Origin of the sequence: Chryseobacterium viscerum, assembly GCF_002899945.2 — a bacterium.
Classification (GTDB): domain Bacteria; phylum Bacteroidota; class Bacteroidia; order Flavobacteriales; family Weeksellaceae; genus Chryseobacterium; species Chryseobacterium viscerum.
Window position 1 is genome coordinate 289020 of sequence record NZ_PPEG02000005.1, and the last position, 21277, is coordinate 310296.

The following is a 21277-nucleotide window of genomic DNA, read 5'->3' on the forward strand; positions in this document are numbered from 1 at the left end:
TTATATTTTAAAAAGAATATTTAATATAAATTTTATTTTTATAAATTCGTTCGCTTTTATTTTAAGCAGAATTTTTATAACTTTGGGTGAGTTGCAAATTTAGCAATAGAAAATTAGATGAGCGCAAAAAAAGCCAATTTATCAGGCGAATTGAAAAAGTATTTTGGGTTTTCTACATTTAAGGGCCAGCAGGAACAAATTATAGAGAACCTATTGAATGGGAAGGATATATTTGTTTTAATGCCTACAGGAGGTGGAAAATCATTATGTTATCAACTTCCGGCACTGATTTCGGAAGGCACAGCAATAGTTGTTTCGCCCTTAATAGCGTTGATGAAAAATCAGGTAGATGCAGTGAACGGCCTTTCATCTGAAGACGGGGTAGCACATGTATTGAATTCATCATTGAACAAAACGCAGACCAAACAGGTTTTTGACGATATCAAAAGCGGCAAAACCAAACTTCTGTATGTAGCTCCTGAATCATTGATTAAAGATGATTACCTGGAATTTTTGAAAGATGTGAAAATTTCTTTCTTTGCTATTGATGAAGCCCACTGTATTTCAGAGTGGGGACATGATTTCAGACCAGAATACAGAAATCTGAAACAGATTATAGACAAAATTGCCAATGTACCAGTGATTGCTTTGACAGCTACTGCCACTCCTAAGGTTCAGGATGATATCCAGAAAACGTTGGGAATGACGAATGCATTGGTATTTAAGGAAAGTTTCAATCGTCCTAATCTATATTATGAAGTATGTCCGAAAATCAACGTAGACAGGGAAATTGTTAAATTTATCAATCAGCATAAAGGGAAATCAGGGATTGTATATTGCCTGAGCCGAAGAAAAGTTGAAGAATTTGCCCAGCTTCTGCAGGTAAACGGCATCAATGCACTTCCTTACCACGCCGGTCTTGATCAGAAAGTCAGGGTGACCAATCAGGATAAGTTTCTGATGGAGGACGTGGACGTAATTGTGGCAACCATTGCCTTTGGGATGGGAATTGATAAACCGGATGTCCGTTTTGTGATCCACTACGATTTTCCAAAATCACTGGAAAGCTACTATCAGGAAACCGGAAGGGCAGGAAGAGATGGTGGTGAAGGCCATTGTCTGGCATTCTACGATCCGAAAGATATTGAGAAATTAGAAAAATTCCTGGCACAAAAACCTGTTTCTGAAAGAGAAATCGGATTACAACTTTTGAATGAAGTGGTAGGCTATGCCGAAACTTCTATGAGCAGAAGACAATATATTCTGTATTATTTTGGAGAAACTTTTGATCCGGTAAAAGGAGATGGAGCCAATATGTGTGACAACTCTTCCAATCCGCCAAAATTAAAGGATGCAACTGCTGACTTGAAAAAAGCGCTTGAACTGATCAATGATACAGGAGAAAAATTCAAATCCAAAGATCTGATTTCTGTCATCGTAGGAAAAGAAACTGCAGTGACGAAGTCTTACAAACTAGAGCAAACTTCTCATTTTGGTTTTGGAAAAGATGAAAAAGATAATTATTGGAAAACAATCCTTAGACAAGCTACTGTTCAGAACTTTTTACAGAAAGATATCGAAACCTATGGTGTTTTAAAGCTTACAGAAAAAGCAAAAACTGTTCTGAATGGAAAATCTAAAGATCTCTTTTTAATTGCTGAAGACAAAGAATTTGATCTTACGCAGGCAAAAGCGGAGAGCGATCAGATACAGCAGCAAGCCGGGGGAGGTTTGGATCAAAAACTTTTTAACTTGTTAAAGGAACTTAGAAAGAAAGTAGCCAAGAAACATGGGATTCCACCGTATACTGTATTTATGGATCCTAGTTTGGAGGATATGACGGTTCAATATCCGATTACAGTAGATGAGATCACTAAAATTTATGGAGTAGGAGAAGGAAAAGCCAAAAAGTACGGTAAAGAATTTGCGGATTACATCAAAACATATGTAGAAGATAATAATATAGAACGTACTCAGGATATGGTATTGAAGCAGGTGGCCAACAAATCGAGCCATAAAGTTTTCATTATACAGAGTACCGATAAAAAGATCGACCTTGAAGATATAGCAAGAGCTAAAAACCTTTCTATGGATGAGCTTCTGAAAGAAATGGAAAGAATTGTCTATCAGGGAACCAAACTGAATATCGACTATTATATTGAAGATAATTTTGACGAAGATATCGTAGACGGCTTCATGGAATTTATGAACGAATCTGAAAGTGACAGCATGAAAGTATTGCTGGACGAGTTTGGGGATGAATTGTCTGATGAGGAAGTGAGGATGCTGAGAATAAAGTTTATCAGTGACGTAGCGAATTAAACATTTCATTATAATAAAAAATGCATTAAGCCCTTCGATTGAAGGGCTTAATGCATTTTTGTCCGTTTGTTATGTTGAGAATGAATACAAAATAAATTCCGATTTTAAAGCTTAGTTAATTTCTGTTAATAAGTATCAATATACACTGGCTCCACTTTAAAAATAACCAAACTTTTTACTAACTTTACAGTGATGAAAAAGATATCTGTCATATTTATTCTGCCGGACTTAGAAACCGGGGGAGCAGAAAGAATTGTTACTACTATAGCGAATCATCTCTCCAGAGATCGGTTTGAACCCAAGATTTTGCTGTTACGTAAACAAGGCGGATATCTGGATTTTCTAAAAAAAGACGTTGAAATTATCGACATCAATACGGAAAGAATAAGGCATTCATTAAAGCCGATTTTAGGAGAAATATACAGAAGAAAACCCGATATTGTATTCTCCGGTTTTGGGGAAGTAAATGCTTATTTGTCCCTATTTATAAAGCTTTTTCCAAGAACAAAATTCATTGCCCGCGAAACCAATGTGGTGACGCAGCATGTCACCCGGAAAGAAATTAAATTTTTCTATAATTTTTACAATAACTATCAGAGAATCATTGCTCAAAGTGATGATATGATGAATGATCTTGTTGATAATTTTAATATTAAAAAGAAAAGAATTGTTAAGATCAATAATCCTGTAGACTTTGATTTCATTGAAGATAAAATGGCATTATCCTTAAAGCCTGAATGCTTCAAATACAACTATAAGAACGTCGTAGCAATTGGTAATTTATCATCCAGAAAAGGATTTGATAACCTGTTGAAAGTTTTTTCAAGACTGAAAAATGAAAATATTATGCTTCATATTTTAGGCGATGGAAAAGACAAAGACCTTCTGCTTCAGACGAAAGAAATTTTGGGACTAAAAAAAGTCATCTTCCACGGAAGACAGGAAAATCCTTATCAATACCTGAAATATGCAGATTTATTTGTCCTTTCTTCAAGGTATGAAGGATTTCCAAATGTCCTTCTGGAAGCAGGCGCATGTGGTATTTATTCTCTGGCCAATAACTGTCCGGGCGGGATTAATGAGATTATCCAGCACAATATAAACGGCGAAGTTTCAAATATTGAAAACTATGATGGTTTTGCCCAGCAGATTGTAAGAGTGCTACACAGCAATTACAATCGGGATGCTATAAAAAACTCGATTAAATCCAGGTTTTCGAAGAATATTATATTAGACAAATATGAGCAGGTTTTGCTGGATTTAATGAAGTAGTATTGCCCTATTATTTGTCTTATGGGGTTTTATTTTCTTAGATTTGGACCCGTATAAAATAAATGTCAATGAATAAAATTCCCAAAATAGGATGTTCTTGTGAAAAACCAGATTCCAATTATACAGAATATAGAAGTTCAGAACTGGGTATAGATCATACTAACGGAAGATATGGAGAAGTAACCATTCAACAGTGTAAGTTGTGTCAAAGAATATGGATTCGTTATTTTGTTGAATATGAAAGTTTTTCAAAATCAGGAAGATGGTACAAAGGAATTGTTTCGAAAAAAGATCGTTTACAGATAACCCCGGAAAATGCAGTGGAATATTTGGAAAACCTTGAATGGTATGTGTACGGAGGGTCATTTTTTGAAAGCACGGGTGAATTTGGGCAAGGAAAATTGAATTTGTAATAGTTGATGCTGATTTAATAAGAAAAACAGTAAAATTAAATATCATATCAATGAAACCATTTATAACTGCTATTTTGATACTGAACTCTGTTGTAATAGTAGCTCAGCAGAAGACGATCTCCAGAAAAGAATTATTAAAAACGACTATTGATCAGACCATTACATCTGCAGAAATTCAGGAAATAACAATGGCGGCAGGTCAGGGAGCTCCCGAACATCTGCACCCTTGTCCCGTTTTAGGAATGATAAAATCAGGAGAAGCTGTTTTTCAGATAGAAGGACAACAGAAAGTGGTACTTCATGAAGGTGATGCTTTTTATGAGCCCAAAAATGTAAAAATTCTTCATTTTGATAATGCCTCAGCCGAAAAGCCACTTGTCTTCACCGCAATTTATCTGAAAGAGGGGAATGAAGAAAATATCAAGTTCATAAAATAATACTTTTCATAAAACTAAAGCATATAATTATCATTTTTAAAATTGATAAAACTCACTTTGGTGCTTGGTAATTTATATGTAAATTTGTGAGAATTAAGATAGATAATAATAAACAAATTCATACAATAACATGAGTCAATTCGATGTTACCGTAATAGGTTCTGGTCCCGGTGGTTATGTTGCTGCAATCCGTGCAGCACAGTTAGGTTTCAAAACAGCAATTATTGAAAAATATTCAACTTTAGGCGGAACTTGTCTTAACGTTGGATGTATTCCGTCAAAAGCACTTCTTGACAGCTCTGAACATTTCGAAAATGCAAAACACAATTTTGCAGGTCATGGAATTATCATCAATGAGCCGCAAGCAGATATCGCAAGAATGATTGCGAGAAAAAATGAAGTAGTAGAGCAGACTACAAAAGGAATCAACTTTTTGATGGACAAAAACAAAATTACTGTTTTTGAAGGTCTTGGAAGTTTTGAATCTGCTACTCAGATTAAAGTGACTAAAAATGATGGTTCTACTGAAACCATTGATTCTAAATATACAATCATTGCAACAGGTTCTAAACCTTCATCTTTACCTTTCATCACTTTAGATAAAGAAAGAGTGATCACTTCTACGGAAGCTTTAAATTTAAAAGAAATTCCTAAGCATTTAGTAGTAATCGGTGGTGGAGTAATCGGTCTTGAATTAGGTTCAGTTTATTTGAGACTTGGAGCTCAGGTTACTGTTGTTGAGTTTATGGATAAAATCATCCCTACAATGGATGGAGCTTTAAGCAAAGAATTGACTAAAGTTCTGAAGAAACAAGGTATGAAATTCATGCTTTCTACAGCAGTTTCTGCAGTGGAAAGAAATGGAGATACAGTAAAAGTAACTGCAAAAGACAAAAAAGGAGAAGAAGTAGTAGTAGAAGGAGACTACTGTTTGGTTTCTGTAGGTAGAAAACCTTATACAGACGGTCTTGGACTGGAGAAAGCAGGTGTAGAACTTGACGAAAGAGGAAGAGTAAAAACAAATGATCATTTACAGACCAATGTTGCAAACATTTATGCAATTGGTGATGTAATTAAAGGAGCAATGTTGGCTCACAAAGCTGAAGAAGAAGGAGTTTTCGTTGCTGAAACTTTGGCTGGACAAAAACCTCACATCAATTATAATTTAATTCCTGGAGTGGTTTACACGTGGCCAGAAGTTGCTGGAGTTGGTAAAACTGAAGAGCAATTGAAAGAAGAAGGGATAGCTTACAAAGTTGGGTCTTTCCCAATGAGAGCTTTAGGAAGAAGCCGTGCAAGTGGCGATATCGACGGTTTGGTGAAAATCATCGCTGACGAAAAAACGGATGAAGTTCTTGGTTTCCACATGATTGGAGCAAGAGCTGCAGATTTAGTTGCTGAAGGTGTAATTGCTATGGAATTCCGTGCAAGTGCTGAAGATATCGCAAGAAGTTCTCACGCTCACCCAACGTATGCAGAAGCAATTAAAGAAGCTGCATTGGATGCTACGGGAAAAAGACCAATCCATATGTAATATCTGATTAAAGATTTAATCATTTAAAATATTTAAAAATAAAAGGCTGTTTCTTTTGAGACAGCCTTTTTTGCGCCATTTATGGCATGAAAATGGAGATAGATTTTGAAAATTTCATAGATGAAAAAGATTTTTATCAGTTGGATGCTTTTGGCAGGGATCAGCTCATTTGCCCAGGAAGCAGGAAAAGCAGGAGAATTATTAAAGAATGAAGCTTCTACCACAGAAATGAGAGTTTCTAAAAGCCCGGATGAAAAAAATAGAACTTTTGATCAGTCAAGATCAGGAAATACTCCGATTCCTCAGAGAAACAGAAATGAAAACAGAATAAAAAACCCTAATTATCAATGGAACAGAAATTACGGGTATGCCGAAGTTTTTCTGAGAATTCCTGAACAGGGATTTTTTACAGTTGAGGTTGGTGATCAGATGATGGCAAACGGCTCCGGAAAATACAGATTCTTTGATCTGTCTTCAGGAAGAATGCCTATCTCCATCTACGAGAATGGTTTTCTGATCTACAGAACCACTTTGATGCTTCGTAATAACAACAGAATGGTACTCGATTTCTTCACCAATGAAGGTTTGTATCTTCTGGATTCTTATCCTGTTCAGGGCCAGTATGGCTTTAATGACTGGAATGATGTATGGAATAATCCGTACGGAAATCAGTCAGGAGACTGGTCTCATCAGGGAAATGTAATGGATAATAATTCTTTCCGTCAGTTTTTTGATATGCTGATGAGGAATGAGAAGTTTGACGATGGGAAGGTTGCCATGATCAATCAGCAGATGCGGACTTCTATGTTCACTTCCGCACAGATCAGGGATCTTGTAAAAGCGATCAGTTTTGATGATAAAAAGCTGGCATTAGCAAAATCAATGTACCGAAGTTGTGTTGATAAAAACAAATATTTTATGGTCTATGATGCCTTTGATTTTGAAAGCAGCAAACGGGAACTGATGGATTATATTTCTAAATTATAGTATTGAATAGGAACGGGCTTTTAGCCCGTTTTATTTTTTTACATAAGTTTCATTTTGTCATAAAACTTTGAATATTTCGGTGTAATGTTGAATTGTATTCCAAAAGTTACTCCTTTAAAATACTTTTCTTTATGAATAGGGAAAGCGTATCCTGTATTGAGAAAGATGGCATTAAATATCGAAAATCCTATTCTTGGTTCCAATGAATACGGATTACCTGATACTCCAAATAATAGTCCGGCGCGGATAAAATTAATATTCACCTCCGGAATGAATTTGTCCGTCTGATTGACACGGGTGTAAAGTAAGGAAGGTCCCAAAATAATAGATCCATCATAGCTTTCGCCAAATCTGTATTCTAATCCTGCCTGCAGAACGTTTCTTCCTGTGTATCGGTAAGAAATATTGAGTGCCGTTTTCTCAAGCAACTGAGCGTTTGAAAAGATAACCGAAAAGAGCAGAGGTAAGATGAAATACTTTTTCATGATTATTTTTTTGTTCAAATGTAAGGGTTTTACGGTCTTTATGAAAAATGAAAATAATTCTTTAAAAGAATTATAACGGCATTAACTAGGTTGGCATCTTCAAATTTCCGTACCTTTGTCAGCTAATTTTATCATCAATGCAACTCGGAAAAACTCAAACTTTAACAATTTCAGAAAAAATTAATTCAGGATGGTTCCTTGCGGACGAATCCGGTGAAAGAGCTTTTCTGCCTAAAATTTTCATTCAGAATGAAAAAGAAATAGGCGAGGAGGTTGAAGTTTTTGTATATCAGGATGATGATAAATTGAAGGCAACTACTGAAATTCCATTGGCGGAAGTAGGAGAATTTGCAGTAATGAGCTGCGTACAAAGTCTTCCAAGCGGAGCATTTATGGATTGGGGAATCATTAAAGATTTATTTATCCCTTACAAACAGCAGAAAACCAAAATTATAGAAGGAAAAAGGTATCTGGTTTATTTGTATGTAGATGAAGATATGGAGCTGATCACAGGAACTACAAAATTCAAGAGAAATCCACAGTACGACGATCTTGAGTTCAAAAAAGGAGATAAAGTAGACCTGATCATGATGAATGAAAGTGAGCTGGGCTGGAACGTTATCATCAATAAACAGTACATTGGTTTGATATACGCTTCAGATGTTTTCAAAAAGCTATATCCGTTATCGGAAGAAAGCGGGTATATCAAAACCATACGTGAGGACGGAAAAATAGATATTTCCTTACAGCCGGAAGGGTTTGAAAATATTGACGAGTTCAAGCAGAAAATCCTGAACAAGCTGGAAGAAAATTATGGACTTCTGTATGTTTCAGATAAATCTTCTCCTGAGGATATTCAGGCCGAACTTCAGATGAGTAAGAAAAACTTCAAAAAGGCGATCGGCGGACTATATAGAGATAAGGTGATCGATATTTTGGAAGATAAGATCAAATTATTATAAAATAAAAAACGAGCAGAAATTTCTGCTCGTTTTTTTGTTACTCTCTGTTTTTGATCAGAAGCCATCCGTTGTAGATTCTTCCATCAGATACTTTTATAGTGTACCAGTAATTTCCTGTAGAGATGGGTTGAGATTCATATTTTCCGTCCCATTGGAAAGGTTTCTTTTTAATGACTTCTTTATAGATGATAGCCCCTTTCCTGTCATATAAATATACTTCTGTTCCAGGATAGTTTTCCAGTCCGGCTATTCTCCATGTATCATTAATTCCGTCGCCGTTAGGACTTATTGCATTAGGAATATTGAATATTGAGAAGTTTTTCTGTCCGATAATACATCCGGATTTTGTTCTTACATATACGGTATATTCTCCCATATTTAAATTGGTGAAAATATTAGAATCCTGCCATGTGAAATTATTTAAAGAGAATTCGTAGTTTCCACTCTGAGAAAGAATAACAGTTGCTGTATTATTGGTAATATTCACAGAAACAATATGGGCTAAAACAGAATAGCTTACCTGAGTAGAACTTGTACTTTCACATCCGAAAATATTGGTTACTTTCACAGTATAAGTTCCCGGAGTAGATACGGTAATGGTTTGAGTGGTTGCTCCGGTATTCCATTCATAAGATTTGAATCCAGGTCCTGCATCCAGAATCACCGATTTTCCTTCACAGAAATCAAGTTGAGCAGGAAGCTGAACAAAGGGTTTTGGATTAAGGGTAAGATTGAGTCTGACAACTTTAAAACATCCGTCCGGAGTTGCTACTTTAACGTGGAGAAGGGTTGTTCCTACATTTAACACATACGCTGAAGGATTGGCAATAGGATTTCCTGCCGTATCCGTATAGGTAAAAATATAACCGCCAGGATTGTTAATAATACCCGCTTCATAAGAATGAAGATTGACTACCATTGAAGTGGCTGTAGTAGTATTGCACTGTACCTGTGTAACATCTTTAGCGGGAACATTATCTGTAGATAGAGTCACGGTTATAGCCAGTTTCTCAGATTCACAGTTGTTTAATGTCTGAGTTACATAATAGGTTTGCCCATTTACAAGAGGAGTTGTCATAGGTATCACAGCTCCGGCTGCATTATAAAATATCAGTGAATTTCCAGCTACAACCAGCTTATCCAAAGTAGGATTGGCAGAAGCACAGAAATCCTTATTTGTATTGGCTGTTGGCTTAGGAGTACTATTTACTGTGACCTGAATAGCTGTTTTATTACTTTCACAACCATTAATAGTCTGAGAGGCATAATAGGCTTGTCCATTAACAAGAGAAGTAGTCGCCGGTAAAATATTTCCTGCTGCATCATACCATTTTATATTCTGACCGGTGATCTGGAGGTCAGAAACTTTTGGGTTGCTGGTAGCACAGAAAGTTTGTGTGATATTTGTACTTGTTGGAATAGTAGGAGATGTTACAACTATATTTTGATTCTGAGTCGCTGTATTTCCATTCCCATCATTGTAAGTCCAATGAATAATATAGTTTCCGGGGATTGAATAAGATAAAGGATCTGTTGTTGTTGCAGTAATTGTTCCGGCACAGTTATCTGTAGCAGTAGGAGCGGTCGTAATTGCTGTATGACAGTCTCCTGTAATATCTGCTAGAGTAGCAATATTCGGAACCGGAGCGATATTGTCATCCACAACAACGTTTACAGTAAAAGTACCGTCGCAGGCTCCTGATCCTGAAACCTGACATGTATAGGTGCCTGCATGAGCTATTGTTGCATTAGGGATAGTTGGGTTTTGCTGGTTAGAAGTGAAACCATTTGGACCCGTCCAGTTGTATGTTGTTCCTCCGTTAGCATTAAGTTGGATTGTATGGTTAGGGCATACGGGAGAGTTAGACGTAACAACTGCTGATGAAGTACAATCCTGAAATTTAGCAATGAAAATATCATTTCCGCCTCCAGGTGACTGTTGAAATGTACCGGTTGTTGCAATACCAGATGTATTTCCACCAGACATTCCCGTCAGATAAATTGCTCCATCATTATCTTTTGTAACTTCACCTTGCTGTGTAGCTCCGTTTCCTGTATAATAAGTACCCCATTCTTTTACATCATTTGGACTGTATTTAATTAAAAATGTAGCATTATACATTGCAGGCATACCCATATATGCTCCGGGAGTAGATATGTCAGGTTGCCCACTTGAATGTAATCCTGTAAAAAAAACGTTTCCGGAAGTGTCGGGATATGCCAATAATTGAAAAGAACCTGTAAAATCGAAATAGCTTTTTGTAATAGCATGAGTGGCTAAGTTTACACGCCATATTCCTGGTTGTCCCATGGGAAAAGCAGTCGTAGTATATCTCCCTGGAATAATCAAAGTATTATTTACAATTCCTGCCTTCCATATTTGTTCTGAGCCAGTGTTCCCATAATAGCTTGATTTGAGAATGTTATTTCCTAATTTTGAGATTCTGAGATATATTCCGTCTGATTCACCTCCTTTTAAAGGCTGAAAAGCATTCACCATAGGAATGGTTGAAGACTGTGTTGCCCCAATTATTTCAAGATTATCGTTCGAGGAGAGAATCTGAAAAATAGAAGTAGAGCCATCGCTTCGTCCAAAATACGTTGCCCAGTCAACATTACCGGTTGTTGAATTTAAAGATGCTAAAATACCATCTGTATATCCGATAGGCGTTGACTTTGCGGGTTGCATTGCATTGACAGTAGGAAAGTCGGGGCTAAAGGAATCCCCACCAATATATACATGATTTTGATTATAAGAAACAGTATTAAGTTTGCTTTGCCTGCTTGAAACAAATTCTTTTTGAAAAACGAAACTCCCGTTATTATTAAATTTTACTACAACAATATTTTCATTGTATTGCCCTCTTTGAACGGTTCCACCAGCATAAATATTAAAGCTTTCATCAAAATCGACATCAGTAAATACATCAGTCATTCCAAAACCATAATAGGTTCCCCAAAGTTTTTGTCCATTTTTTGTCAGCTTCATCAGGAACGCATCAAGAGCGCCGACCACGTTTTGCTGATAGGTGCCGGATGTCGCAAAATTAGTAGTACTATTGGTTGTACCATATAAGTATCCTGTACTTTGAGAATCTGTTTTGATTCTCCCGTAGTCATCTCCATATCCTCCTGCATAGCTTCCCCATATCCTTGTAGGTACAGGATCTACGATAATCGTTTTATCAGAAGTATTCAACGGAGCATTAAATCCAAAAGTCTGATCGCCAAGATCTTTAAAAGAAACATCAATGCTTGTTTTTGTATTTCCAGTAATCCAGCTGTTAGGAATATTTTCATAGATTTCTCCAAAACGTACATTCATGGTTAGTTTTCCCTCTTTGATCAGAGTAGGAGCCCCATTAAATTTCATTTTAATATCTGAAACTTTTCCCCCAGGATTGATGATGAAATTATATTCTATAGGTTTTATTGGGTCGTTGGGTTTGAAGAAAACCAGATCTATATGAGGGTATATATTCTTGTAACGGATTTTTTGATACCGGTAAACGTTGGCTACTCCTTTTGGATGATTGGGCAGGTTGTAATAATTGTCATAATCAGAAGATTTTCCTTCTGATAAAATGGCTGCTTTTTTATTAGAATCTACAAGCTCAATATCTATCCTGTGTATCAGCTTTTCATAAATATATTCATCAATATTATAATGGCTGGGGCTTGGAACTGTGTTTTCTGTCTTTTTTGAAAAATTAGGATTTACCGTTTTCTTGGTTTCATAAATATCATAAGAAAAACCATTAGAACGAAGCTGTACATTCAGACCATTAGAATGGAAAAGATATTTGACATCTTTATTTTCTTTCCCGTCCTGATCAATAATCTGGCCTTTGTTTTCATAGAAATAATAGGAGTTGTTGTCAGAAATCTTTTTTTGTGAAAGTAGAAGTATGATGCTCAAAACTGAGAACAGCGAAAGAATTTTCTTCATCAGGTTATTAATTTTTGCGGCAAAGATATAAAAATACACTTCTCGTTAAACATTAACTAATCACAATCTTAAATTCAAAAATATGACGCATATCATAACATGAGTGTTTAATTTTTTTGTTTAACAATTTTGTCAAAAATAAAATTTAGTATAAATTTGCACAAATTTGTTTAACAAAAATGTCAAATCAAGCAAAAAAAGACCAAACACAGGAATTGATCAAAGAGACAGCGAAGAATTTGTTCTTTGTGAAAGGAAAATTTGATGCTACTACGCAGGAGATTGCAGATGAAGCAGGGGTGAACAGGACCCTTATTAATTACTATTTCCGTTCAAGAGATAAGCTTATCCAGATCATCTTTGACGATGCGCAGAGAGTAGAGCAGGAAAAATCGAAGATCATTCAGAATTCTGATCTGCCTTTTAAAGAAAAGATCGGCAAATTCATAGAAAGCAGCCTTTCTACAAGTCTTCAGTATCCGTATCTGGAAACGTATATCGTATCACAGATCAATAAAGGGACCTGCCATCACAGAGAAATTGAAGAAGATATCCTGAACGAGATGTATAGTGATATCGAAAAAGAAATGGAATTGGGAAATATTGAGAAAATGGCTCCGGTTCAGTTTATTCTGAATATGGTGTCGTTGTTGGTGTTCCCAAGTGCCATAAGACCATTATTTATGGAGAATTTGTTAATTAATGATGAAGAATATGATAAGATAATTTCTGAGCGAAAACAGATTATTATCAATATGTTGTTCAAAAACTAAAAAAACTAAAGTATTTCTCACAATGATTCGTCATTTAGAAATAAATAATGACCGAAAGAAAATTAAATAAAAAATAAACGAAGTATAAAATTATGAATAGAAAACGTATAACTGCTACAAAGCTAAAGATTGGTATAGCTTCAGCATTTATGATTTTCGGCTGTTCATTGGTGTCTGCCCAGCAGCAAGTTTCTCTGCAGGAAGCAATTAAACAGGCGCTTCAGAATAAAGCAGAAGCCAAAAAAGCTGCTTTACAGGTAAGAAAAGCCGAATATAAGATTGATGAGGCCAGAGCCGGTGCTCTTCCACAGATCACTGCGACGGCGGGCTTAACCTATAACCCGATTATTCAGGAATCTTTACTGGAATTTGGAGGAGAGAAAATCAGAGCTCAGTTTGGGCAGCCGTGGGGCTCCACAGCTTCCGTACAACTTCAGCAGGCGATTTTTGACCAAAGGGTATTTACAGGACTTAAAGCTGCCAAATCAACAAGAGAGTTTTATGTACTGAATGCTCAATTAACCAATGAACAGATTATTGAAAATGTAGCAACAGCTTATTATCAGGTGTTTGTACAGGAGGAAAATCTTAAAACGGTAACTGCCAGCTATGCCAACACTGAAAAAGTAAGAAATGTTATTAAGAGCTTAGTTGATAACGGTTTGGCAAAATCAATCGATTTAGACAGAACAAATGTTCAGCTTACGAATATTGGTTCCAATAAGCAGACTTTAATCAACTCTGTTGAGCTTTCAAAAAATGCGCTGAAGTTTTATATGGGAATCCCTATTGCTACAGACATCGAGCTTGAAGAAAAAGAGATCCAGCCAAAGCCTGAGCTCATTGCAAGCAACGTAAATCTTAATGATCGTACAGAGATCAAAGTTCTAAATAAAAACAGAGAACTTTTGGTTTTCAATAAAAAAGCAACCGAAGCTTATCTTTATCCATCAGTAAATCTTACTGCAAACTACGGATGGGGAGCAAACGGAGCAAAATTCCCGTTGACAAACGGTCTTAGTAAGGGAGTTCTTTGGAGCGATTATTCAGCAATTGGTTTGAATGTAAATATTCCTATTTTCACGGGAGGAGCTACAAAAGCGAAGATCAATCAGGCAGAAATCGATATTCAGGATCTTGATGTTGATATTGAAAACACTCAATTGAGCTTAAGTTTAGATTATAAAAATGCAATCACCAATATGGAAAATGCATTGATTAATATCGAAAGCATGAAAGATAATGTGGGATTGGCAGAAAGAGTTCAGAAGAACACTCAGGCAAACTATCAATATGGTTTAGCAACTCTTACAGAAGTGCTGGATTCTGAAAATGCTATGACACAGGCAAAACAGAACTATTCTAATGCATTGCTAGATTACAAACAGGCAGAGATCAAGCTGATAAAAGCTAAGGGTGAACTAAACACACTACAAAACTTATAATAAACTAAAATGAAAAAAACTTTAATATATATCATCGTAGCAGCTGTACTTGTAGGTTTAGCAGCTTATAAGATTGCCGGTAACAAAGAAAAGCAGAATAAGGAAGTAAAAGAGGTTGCCAAGCAGGTAGATAAAATCAACGTTAATATTGTAACCGTTACAAGAGAAAATATTGATACAGACTACTCAGCCAACGGAACTTTTCTTCCAAAACAGGAAATGAACCAGTCTTCTGAAATCGCAGGACGTATTGTAAATGTTTTGGTTAAAGAAGGTTCAAGAGTATCAGCAGGTCAGGTATTAGCAACTATAAAAAGAGATGCTATCGAAGTTGATGTTAGTCAGGCTCAAAACAACTTACAGAATGCAATCATTGACAACCAACGTTATGAAAATGCATACAAAACAGGTGGAGTTACAAAACAACAGGTTGATAATTCAAGATTACAGCTGAAAAATATGCAGGCTGCCGTTAAAGCTCAGGGAGTAAGAGTAAATGATACAAGTATCCGTGCAGGAATCAGTGGTACGATCAATAAAAAAATGGTTGAGCCTGGAACAGTAGTTTCTATAGGAACTTCCATGTTTGAAATCGTTAATATCAACAGCCTTAAACTTTCTGTATTGGTAGACGAAAGCCAGATTGGCAGAATTGCACTTGGTCAGGAAGTTCCAATTAATGTGAATGTGTTACCGGAAGATTCTTTCAGTGGTAGAATTACATTCATTGCTCCTAAAAGTGATGCTACTTTAAATTTCCCGGTTGAAATTGAGGTTCAGAATAGAGGAAACCTAAAAGCAGGGATGTATGCAACGGCTACATTTAAAACCAATCATGGTGCTGAAACCCAAAATATGTTGACTGTTCCTGCACAAGCTTTTGTAAACGGAGTAAGTTCAGGTCAGTTATTTATTGTAAACAATGGTACTGCTAAATTAATTAAGGTTCAGACCGGAAAAGTATACGGCGACAAAGTTCAGATCTTAAGCGGACTGAATGGAGGCGAGCAGGTAGTTACCAGCGGACAGATTAACCTTGATAATGGTTCGAAAATCAATATCGTAAAGTAAGCAGAAGATGAAGTTAGCAGAAATATCCATTAAAAGGCCATCGCTGGTTATCGTATTATTTACGATACTTACGCTGGGTGGTTTATTAAGTTACTCCATGATGGGGTATGAGTTGATTCCAAAGTTTGAAACCAATATGGTAACCATTTCTACGGTATATCCGGGAGCTTCACCTGCTGAGGTGGAAACTTCGGTAACCCGAAAAATTGAAGATGCTGTTGGTTCTTTGGAAAACGTGAAAAAAGTAGAATCTTCATCTTACGAAAGTTTATCGGTTATCATGGTGCAGCTGAATACAGGTGCCGATGTAAACTATGCCTTGAATGATGCACAGAGAAAAGTAAATGCTATTTTGGCAGATCTTCCCGATGATGCAGATCCTCCTTCCTTGCAAAAGTTCTCATTGGATGATCTCCCGATTATGACTTTGAGTATTTCCAGTGATAAACTGAATAATAAAGATCTTTATGACCTTTTAGATAAAAAAATAGAGCCTATCTTTTCCCGTGTAAACGGTGTTGCTCAGGTAGACCTTGTAGGGGGCCAGGAAAGAGAAATTCAGGTAAGTTTGGATGAAAAGAAAATGCAGGGATACGGTCTTGCCATTGCAGATGTACAGCAGGCAATTCTTTCTTCCAATCTGGATTTCCCGACGGGAGCTTTGAAAACGAGGACTTCAAGATCTACGATCAGACTTTCTGGAAAGTATAAAAATGTTGCGGAGATGAATAACCTTGTCGTTTCCAATAAAAATGGAGCTCAGGTTCGTTTATCTGATATTGCAACTGTTTTCGATACACAGAAAGATGTGGAGAAAGTGGCAAGATATAACCAGAATTCAACGATTTTACTTCAGGTTAAAAAACAATCTGATGCCAATGCGGTTTCAGTTTCAGAATTAATTAAGAAAACAATCGCTGATGTTCAGACCAATTATAAAACCCAGGGGATTAAAATAAATATTGTAGATGATACAACAGACTTTACGCTTGAAGCTGCAGACCATGTAATTTTCGATTTATTCTTAGCGATTATCCTGGTAGCAGTAGTAATGTTATTGTTCCTTCATAACATCAGAAATGCATTTATCGTAATGGTTTCTATTCCGATGTCATTGATTGCAACGGTGATTGGAATGTATCTGATGGGGTATACCTTAAACCTGATGAGTTTACTGGGACTTTCATTAGTTGTTGGTATTCTTGTGGATGATGCGATTGTAGTTTTGGAGAACGTTTATCGTCACATGGAGATGGGGAAAAGCAGAATTCGTGCGGCATACGATGGTGCTTCGGAAATTGGATTTACCGTAACGGCGATTACATTGGTAATTGTGGTGGTATTCTTACCGATTGCAATGAGTTCAGGATTGGTTGCTGATATCCTGGCACAGTTCTGTGTTACCGTAGTTATTGCGACAATGTTCTCGTTATTGGCGTCATTTACGATTATTCCTTGGCTATCTTCAAGATATGGTAAATTGGTACACCTTTCAGGTAAAAACCCTTTTGAGAAGTTTATTCTTTGGTTCGAAAAGCAATTGGAAAAATTCACACACTGGATTACAGGAATTCTGGAATGGTGTTTGAAAACGACATTAAGAAGAGTAATGACGGTTATTATAACATTTATTATTTTGATCTCTTCATTTATGTTGGTTGCATTTGGATTTATCGGAGGTGAATTCTTCCCTAAAATGGATAGAGGACAATTCCTTGTTCAGATGGAATTACCAAAAGATGCTTCTGTAGAAAAAACCAATCAGGTTACTCTTGCTGTTGAAAAATATCTGAGAGAAGACAAAGATGTTGTAGATATGATCACAACAGTTGGTCAGCAGTCGTCAGGTTTTGGTGGGGCACAGGCTACATTGTATCAATCAGAAATTCAGGTAATTTTAGTAGATAAATCTGAGCGTAATGAAAGCACAGATATCAAGTCTGCAAGAATCAAGAGAGCTTTAGAAGAAAAATTCACAGGAGTTGAATTTAAAACGGCACCGATTGGATTAATGGGAGCAGATAATGCACCTATTGAGATGGTAGTGACAGCTCAGGATAACGAAACAGCAAATAAAGAGGCCAACAGAATTCTTGAGTTACTTAAAAAAGTTCCTGGTTCTGTAGATGCCGAATTATCAACTGATGCCGGAAGTCCTGAAGTGCAGGTGAATATCGACAGAGATAAAATGGCTTCTTTAGGCTTAAACCTTTCTAGTGTAGGACAAACAATGCAGACTGCATTTAACGGAAATACAGACGGAAAATTCAGAGCTGGAGAATATGAATATGATATTAATATCCGTTTTGGAGATGCGAACAGAAAGTCTATTGAAGATGTAAGAAATCTTATGTTTACCAATCCTAAAGGAGAACAGGTAAGATTGAGCCAGTTTGCAGAAGTAAAAATGGGTTCAGGACCAAGTTTGTTGGAACGTAGAGATAAAGCACCTTCTGTAAAGGTAAAATCTAAAGTAGTAGGTCGTCCTGTAGGGGATGTTGCCAACGAATGGGCTGCTCAATTTATGGACAACGAAAAGACCAAACCGGCAGGAGTAAGCTATATCTGGAGTGGTGATATGGAAAACCAGACCGAAGGTTTCGGTACTTTAGGGATTGCATTGATGGCTGCTATTGTATTGGTTTATTTGGTAATGGTTTCATTATATGACTCATTTGTATATCCGTTCGTGGTATTATTTTCCATCCCTCTGGCATTGATCGGGGTAATGGTTATTCTTGCCATCACCGGAAATTCATTAAACATATTTACGATGCTGGGGATGATCATGTTGATTGGTTTGGTCGCGAAGAACGCCATTATGATTGTCGACTTTGCGAATATGAGAAAAGAAGCTGGTGCAAGTACGCATGATGCTTTGATTCAGGCAAACCACGCACGTCTTCGTCCGATCCTTATGACCACTATCGCGATGATCTTCGGTATGATCCCGATTGCAATTGCAAAAGGTGCCGGAGCAGAAATGAACAACGGATTAGCTTGGGTAATTATCGGTGGTTTGACATCATCTTTATTCCTGACTCTAATTATTGTACCGGTAGTTTATTCATTATTTGACTCTATCTTAAGAAGAATGGGTAAACATGAAAAAGTGGATTATGAAGCTGAAATGAAAGCTGATTATGAGCATAGAGAGCTAAGTGAAGATGGATTCACTTCGAAGCATGTAGAATAATATAACAACCTTTAATTAACCGAAAGCACCTCAGATTTTCTGAGGTGCTTTTTTATATCTGTGTTTTTATCAATTGGATTGCTTACTTCTGGTTGTGACGCCAATGGATAAATTTCTGGGTTGATTGTGGATCACTTTTGAACCAGAGATCCATATCCTTTAAAAGTTCTCCCTTTTCTTTGGAGATGATTATATTGTTTTTCAGAAGCAGCTCCTTATATTCTTTCTGGGTTTCTGCTTTTGCCTTTGCGGTTTTGGAGTAGACAAAAAAGAACACACCAAAGCTGATGATAAGCATTGCGAAAGAAGAAATCCATACATAGAAACTCAAGCGTGGAACCTGTAATCGAGAATTAAGACGCTTTATATTTTCTTCAGTCTTTGTTTTGTAAAAAGAATTTAAATGGCTTAAATCAGGTTCTATGTGCATCGTTTTAAGCTCTGTAATTTTATACTCAAGCTGTGTTATCGCTTGCTCAATCTCTATTGCGATTTTCTCTTCTCTTTGAATGTTGGAATTTATTTTCTCAGCATGGGAAGACATAATTTTTACTAATTCCTGGTAGGTGTATTCTGTCATTTGTAATTTTTTTAATAATAATTTATTCGGGTAATAAAATCTTTTTATGAATTATATTTTATAAACATTCAAGTATTCACGAATTTTTATTGAATATGTTTTTAATCCAAGTAAATGATAGATTTTCAGTTGTTTAACATAATAAAATAATTCCCTATTAGTTTGAATTATTTGATACTTTTAATTCAAATTTAAAACTAATTATCAACTATTTAAAAAAAACAATTATGAAAAAAACAATTTTATTAAGTACAATATTAATAGCAGGTGTAGTAAGTGCATTTCCTTTCAGAACTTCTTGTGGACAGATTGTAATGGTAAATGGAGCAACAGGCTCTTTGGCACATATTGAAAATATTTGCGAATCAATTAACTTCGCTGTTTGTGGGACGTATGCTAATGTAATTTTATACACCCATTAATTATTAACAAACCAAGAATCCATAATTAATTTGTGGATTCTTTCCCTTTTAAATTATGAAAAAGCTTATTATATTTTTTATTCTTTTGTCTGTAAAATTGATTTCTCAAACAAGTTTCAATGTTGTTTATGAAGCAGATTATAAATTACAGTATAAAATGCTTAATGTTCAAAATGCAAAGCTTGAAGAGGCTGCATTTGCATTATTAATAAATGAAAAAGAATCTTACTTCAAAAATATGAATAAATATGTCGGAGATTCTTTACGATACGAAAAGAGGCTTGATGAAAATAGTAGTAATGGCAAATACTTTACTCCTTTTCGTGAAAATATTGGTACAACAAATGGAAAAATCTATGTTACCGCTCCTATTTCAAATAAAAATTTCAAATATGAGGAAAACAATGATATAGATTGGAAATTAATAAATGAATATAAGACGATTGGAAGGTATAAAGTTCAAAAAGCAACATCAAAAAAATATGGTAGAAATTGGATAGCTTGGTTTGCTAAAGATATTCCTTTTCCATTTGGTCCGTATAAATTCAACAAATTACCTGGATTAATTGTAGAGGTATATGATGATAATAATGAGTATCATTACACTTTATATAAGTTTGGTAAAAGAAAGTATGTGTGTAAATCTGCAAATATGAATACAGATGCCAAGTTTGTGGAGAAATCCAAAATATTTGATTACCAGCGTAAGGAAATAGCTGACCAAAATCAGTTTAACGAAGTTATTGAGGATAAAGAAACGTTGAATATGTTGAGAAAAAAATCTTCTGAAAGAGCAAAACAATATAATCCTATCGAATTAAGTATATACTGAAAATACCTTTTTTAAGATATCCCACTTATAAAAAAAGCTTCCAGAATACACTGAAAGCTCTTATATATTGTAATAAAAAAAATTAGTCTGCCATTGCTTCTCCGGACTTTCTATACACGAAATTTCCGTAGATATGTCTTCTTGCAAAACGGCTTGGTGAATCAGCGTTGACCATTTTGATGTAGGTATTTCTTGGAACTCCAATATACTCATACATGTTTCCATTCAAATGCTGAACAGTCAAAATCGATTTTTCAAGGTAAAAATCCTGAATGTTAGATTTTGTAGTCGTTTCTGTGTATTCTTCTTTATATTTTTCCTGTGTTTCGGTATTAATGCTCACCAAAAAATGGTAGGCTTCAATCACAGACTTGCTTTTTTCTTCAGCTTCAATTTTTCCAGCTTCATCATTTATGAATTTATCAGGATGTGTATCTTTCATCACATTTCTGTAAATTGTTTTCAATTCTCTTAAAGTAACATTTTTATCTACCCCAAGAAGTGTTCTGTGCTCACCAATTTTTTTCATATCTCTAATCCTTATTTTCGGGGTGCAAAATTAAGGATTTTAATTTGATAAACCATAACTTATTCATT

At 35.7% G+C, this 21277-nt stretch carries 17 protein-coding genes; 13 read left to right on the forward strand and 4 right to left on the reverse strand.

The window, feature by feature from the left end:
* Window positions 1–117 precede the first annotated feature (117 nt).
* From recQ to C1634_RS13270, 6 genes are all read left to right on the forward strand, one after another.
* Complete coding sequence (recQ, locus tag C1634_RS13245; RefSeq protein ID WP_109738562.1) at window positions 118–2322, forward strand: DNA helicase RecQ; 2205 nt, start codon at window positions 118–120, stop codon at window positions 2320–2322.
* 192 nt (window positions 2323–2514) lie between these two features.
* On the forward strand, window positions 2515–3594 hold the full coding sequence (locus tag C1634_RS13250; RefSeq protein ID WP_109738563.1) for a glycosyltransferase: 1080 nt from the start codon (window positions 2515–2517) through the stop codon (window positions 3592–3594).
* Between the two features lie 68 nt (window positions 3595–3662).
* Complete coding sequence (locus tag C1634_RS13255) at window positions 3663–4007, forward strand: hypothetical protein (protein ID WP_103233214.1); 345 nt, start codon at window positions 3663–3665, stop codon at window positions 4005–4007.
* A 50-nt stretch (window positions 4008–4057) separates the two neighbouring features.
* Entirely contained in the window at window positions 4058–4444 is a 387-nt protein-coding gene (locus C1634_RS13260) for a cupin domain-containing protein (protein ID WP_103233213.1), read from the forward strand.
* Between the two features lie 130 nt (window positions 4445–4574).
* The gene (gene lpdA, locus C1634_RS13265; RefSeq protein WP_103233212.1) at window positions 4575–5978 is read left to right on the forward strand and encodes a dihydrolipoyl dehydrogenase; all 1404 of its coding nucleotides are present in this window, start codon (window positions 4575–4577) and stop codon (window positions 5976–5978) included.
* A 120-nt stretch (window positions 5979–6098) separates the two neighbouring features.
* Entirely contained in the window at window positions 6099–6965 is an 867-nt protein-coding gene (locus C1634_RS13270; RefSeq protein ID WP_103233211.1) for a DUF4476 domain-containing protein, read from the forward strand.
* Between the two features lie 38 nt (window positions 6966–7003).
* On the opposite strand, the gene C1634_RS13275 is transcribed toward C1634_RS13270, so the two are convergent.
* Window positions 7004–7450, reverse strand: coding sequence for a hypothetical protein (locus C1634_RS13275; RefSeq protein WP_103233210.1), 447 nt, complete (start codon window positions 7448–7450; stop codon window positions 7004–7006).
* Between the two features lie 137 nt (window positions 7451–7587).
* Between C1634_RS13275 and C1634_RS13280 the strand changes: the two genes are divergently transcribed.
* Window positions 7588–8412 carry a CvfB family protein gene (locus C1634_RS13280; protein ID WP_109738564.1) on the forward strand — a complete coding sequence of 275 codons (825 nt, stop codon included), beginning with the start codon at window positions 7588–7590 and terminating at the stop codon, window positions 8410–8412.
* 37 nt (window positions 8413–8449) lie between these two features.
* On the opposite strand, the gene C1634_RS13285 is transcribed toward C1634_RS13280, so the two are convergent.
* A complete protein-coding gene (locus tag C1634_RS13285) occupies window positions 8450–12361 on the reverse strand; it encodes a DUF7948 domain-containing protein (RefSeq protein ID WP_109738565.1) in 3912 nt (1303 codons plus the stop codon).
* Between the two features lie 179 nt (window positions 12362–12540).
* Between C1634_RS13285 and C1634_RS13290 the strand changes: the two genes are divergently transcribed.
* The 4 genes from C1634_RS13290 to C1634_RS13305 all read left to right on the forward strand — a co-directional run bounded on the left by C1634_RS13290 (window position 12541) and on the right by C1634_RS13305 (window position 18846).
* The gene (locus C1634_RS13290; RefSeq protein ID WP_103233207.1) at window positions 12541–13134 is read left to right on the forward strand and encodes a TetR/AcrR family transcriptional regulator; all 594 of its coding nucleotides are present in this window, start codon (window positions 12541–12543) and stop codon (window positions 13132–13134) included.
* A gap of 92 nt (window positions 13135–13226) precedes the next feature.
* A complete protein-coding gene (locus C1634_RS13295; RefSeq protein WP_109738566.1) occupies window positions 13227–14579 on the forward strand; it encodes a TolC family protein in 1353 nt (450 codons plus the stop codon).
* 9 nt (window positions 14580–14588) lie between these two features.
* Entirely contained in the window at window positions 14589–15650 is a 1062-nt protein-coding gene (locus C1634_RS13300) for an efflux RND transporter periplasmic adaptor subunit (protein WP_103233205.1), read from the forward strand.
* A gap of 7 nt (window positions 15651–15657) precedes the next feature.
* Complete coding sequence (locus tag C1634_RS13305) at window positions 15658–18846, forward strand: efflux RND transporter permease subunit (RefSeq protein ID WP_109738567.1); 3189 nt, start codon at window positions 15658–15660, stop codon at window positions 18844–18846.
* Between the two features lie 82 nt (window positions 18847–18928).
* On the opposite strand, the gene C1634_RS13310 is transcribed toward C1634_RS13305, so the two are convergent.
* The gene (locus tag C1634_RS13310; RefSeq protein WP_109738568.1) at window positions 18929–19426 is read right to left on the reverse strand and encodes a hypothetical protein; all 498 of its coding nucleotides are present in this window, start codon (window positions 19424–19426) and stop codon (window positions 18929–18931) included.
* A gap of 227 nt (window positions 19427–19653) precedes the next feature.
* Between C1634_RS13310 and C1634_RS13315 the strand changes: the two genes are divergently transcribed.
* Window positions 19654–19848: a hypothetical protein gene (locus C1634_RS13315; protein WP_109738569.1), complete on the forward strand. Its 195-nt coding sequence runs from the start codon at window positions 19654–19656 to the stop codon at window positions 19846–19848.
* Window positions 19849–19903: 55 nt separating this feature from the next.
* Window positions 19904–20680, forward strand: a complete 777-nt coding sequence (locus C1634_RS13320) for a GLPGLI family protein (RefSeq protein WP_109738570.1) — start codon at window positions 19904–19906, stop codon at window positions 20678–20680.
* An 82-nt stretch (window positions 20681–20762) separates the two neighbouring features.
* Here the strand turns inward: C1634_RS13320 and C1634_RS13325 are convergent, their stop codons facing one another.
* The gene (locus C1634_RS13325; RefSeq protein WP_103235104.1) at window positions 20763–21209 is read right to left on the reverse strand and encodes a KTSC domain-containing protein; all 447 of its coding nucleotides are present in this window, start codon (window positions 21207–21209) and stop codon (window positions 20763–20765) included.
* Window positions 21210–21277 lie beyond the last annotated feature (68 nt).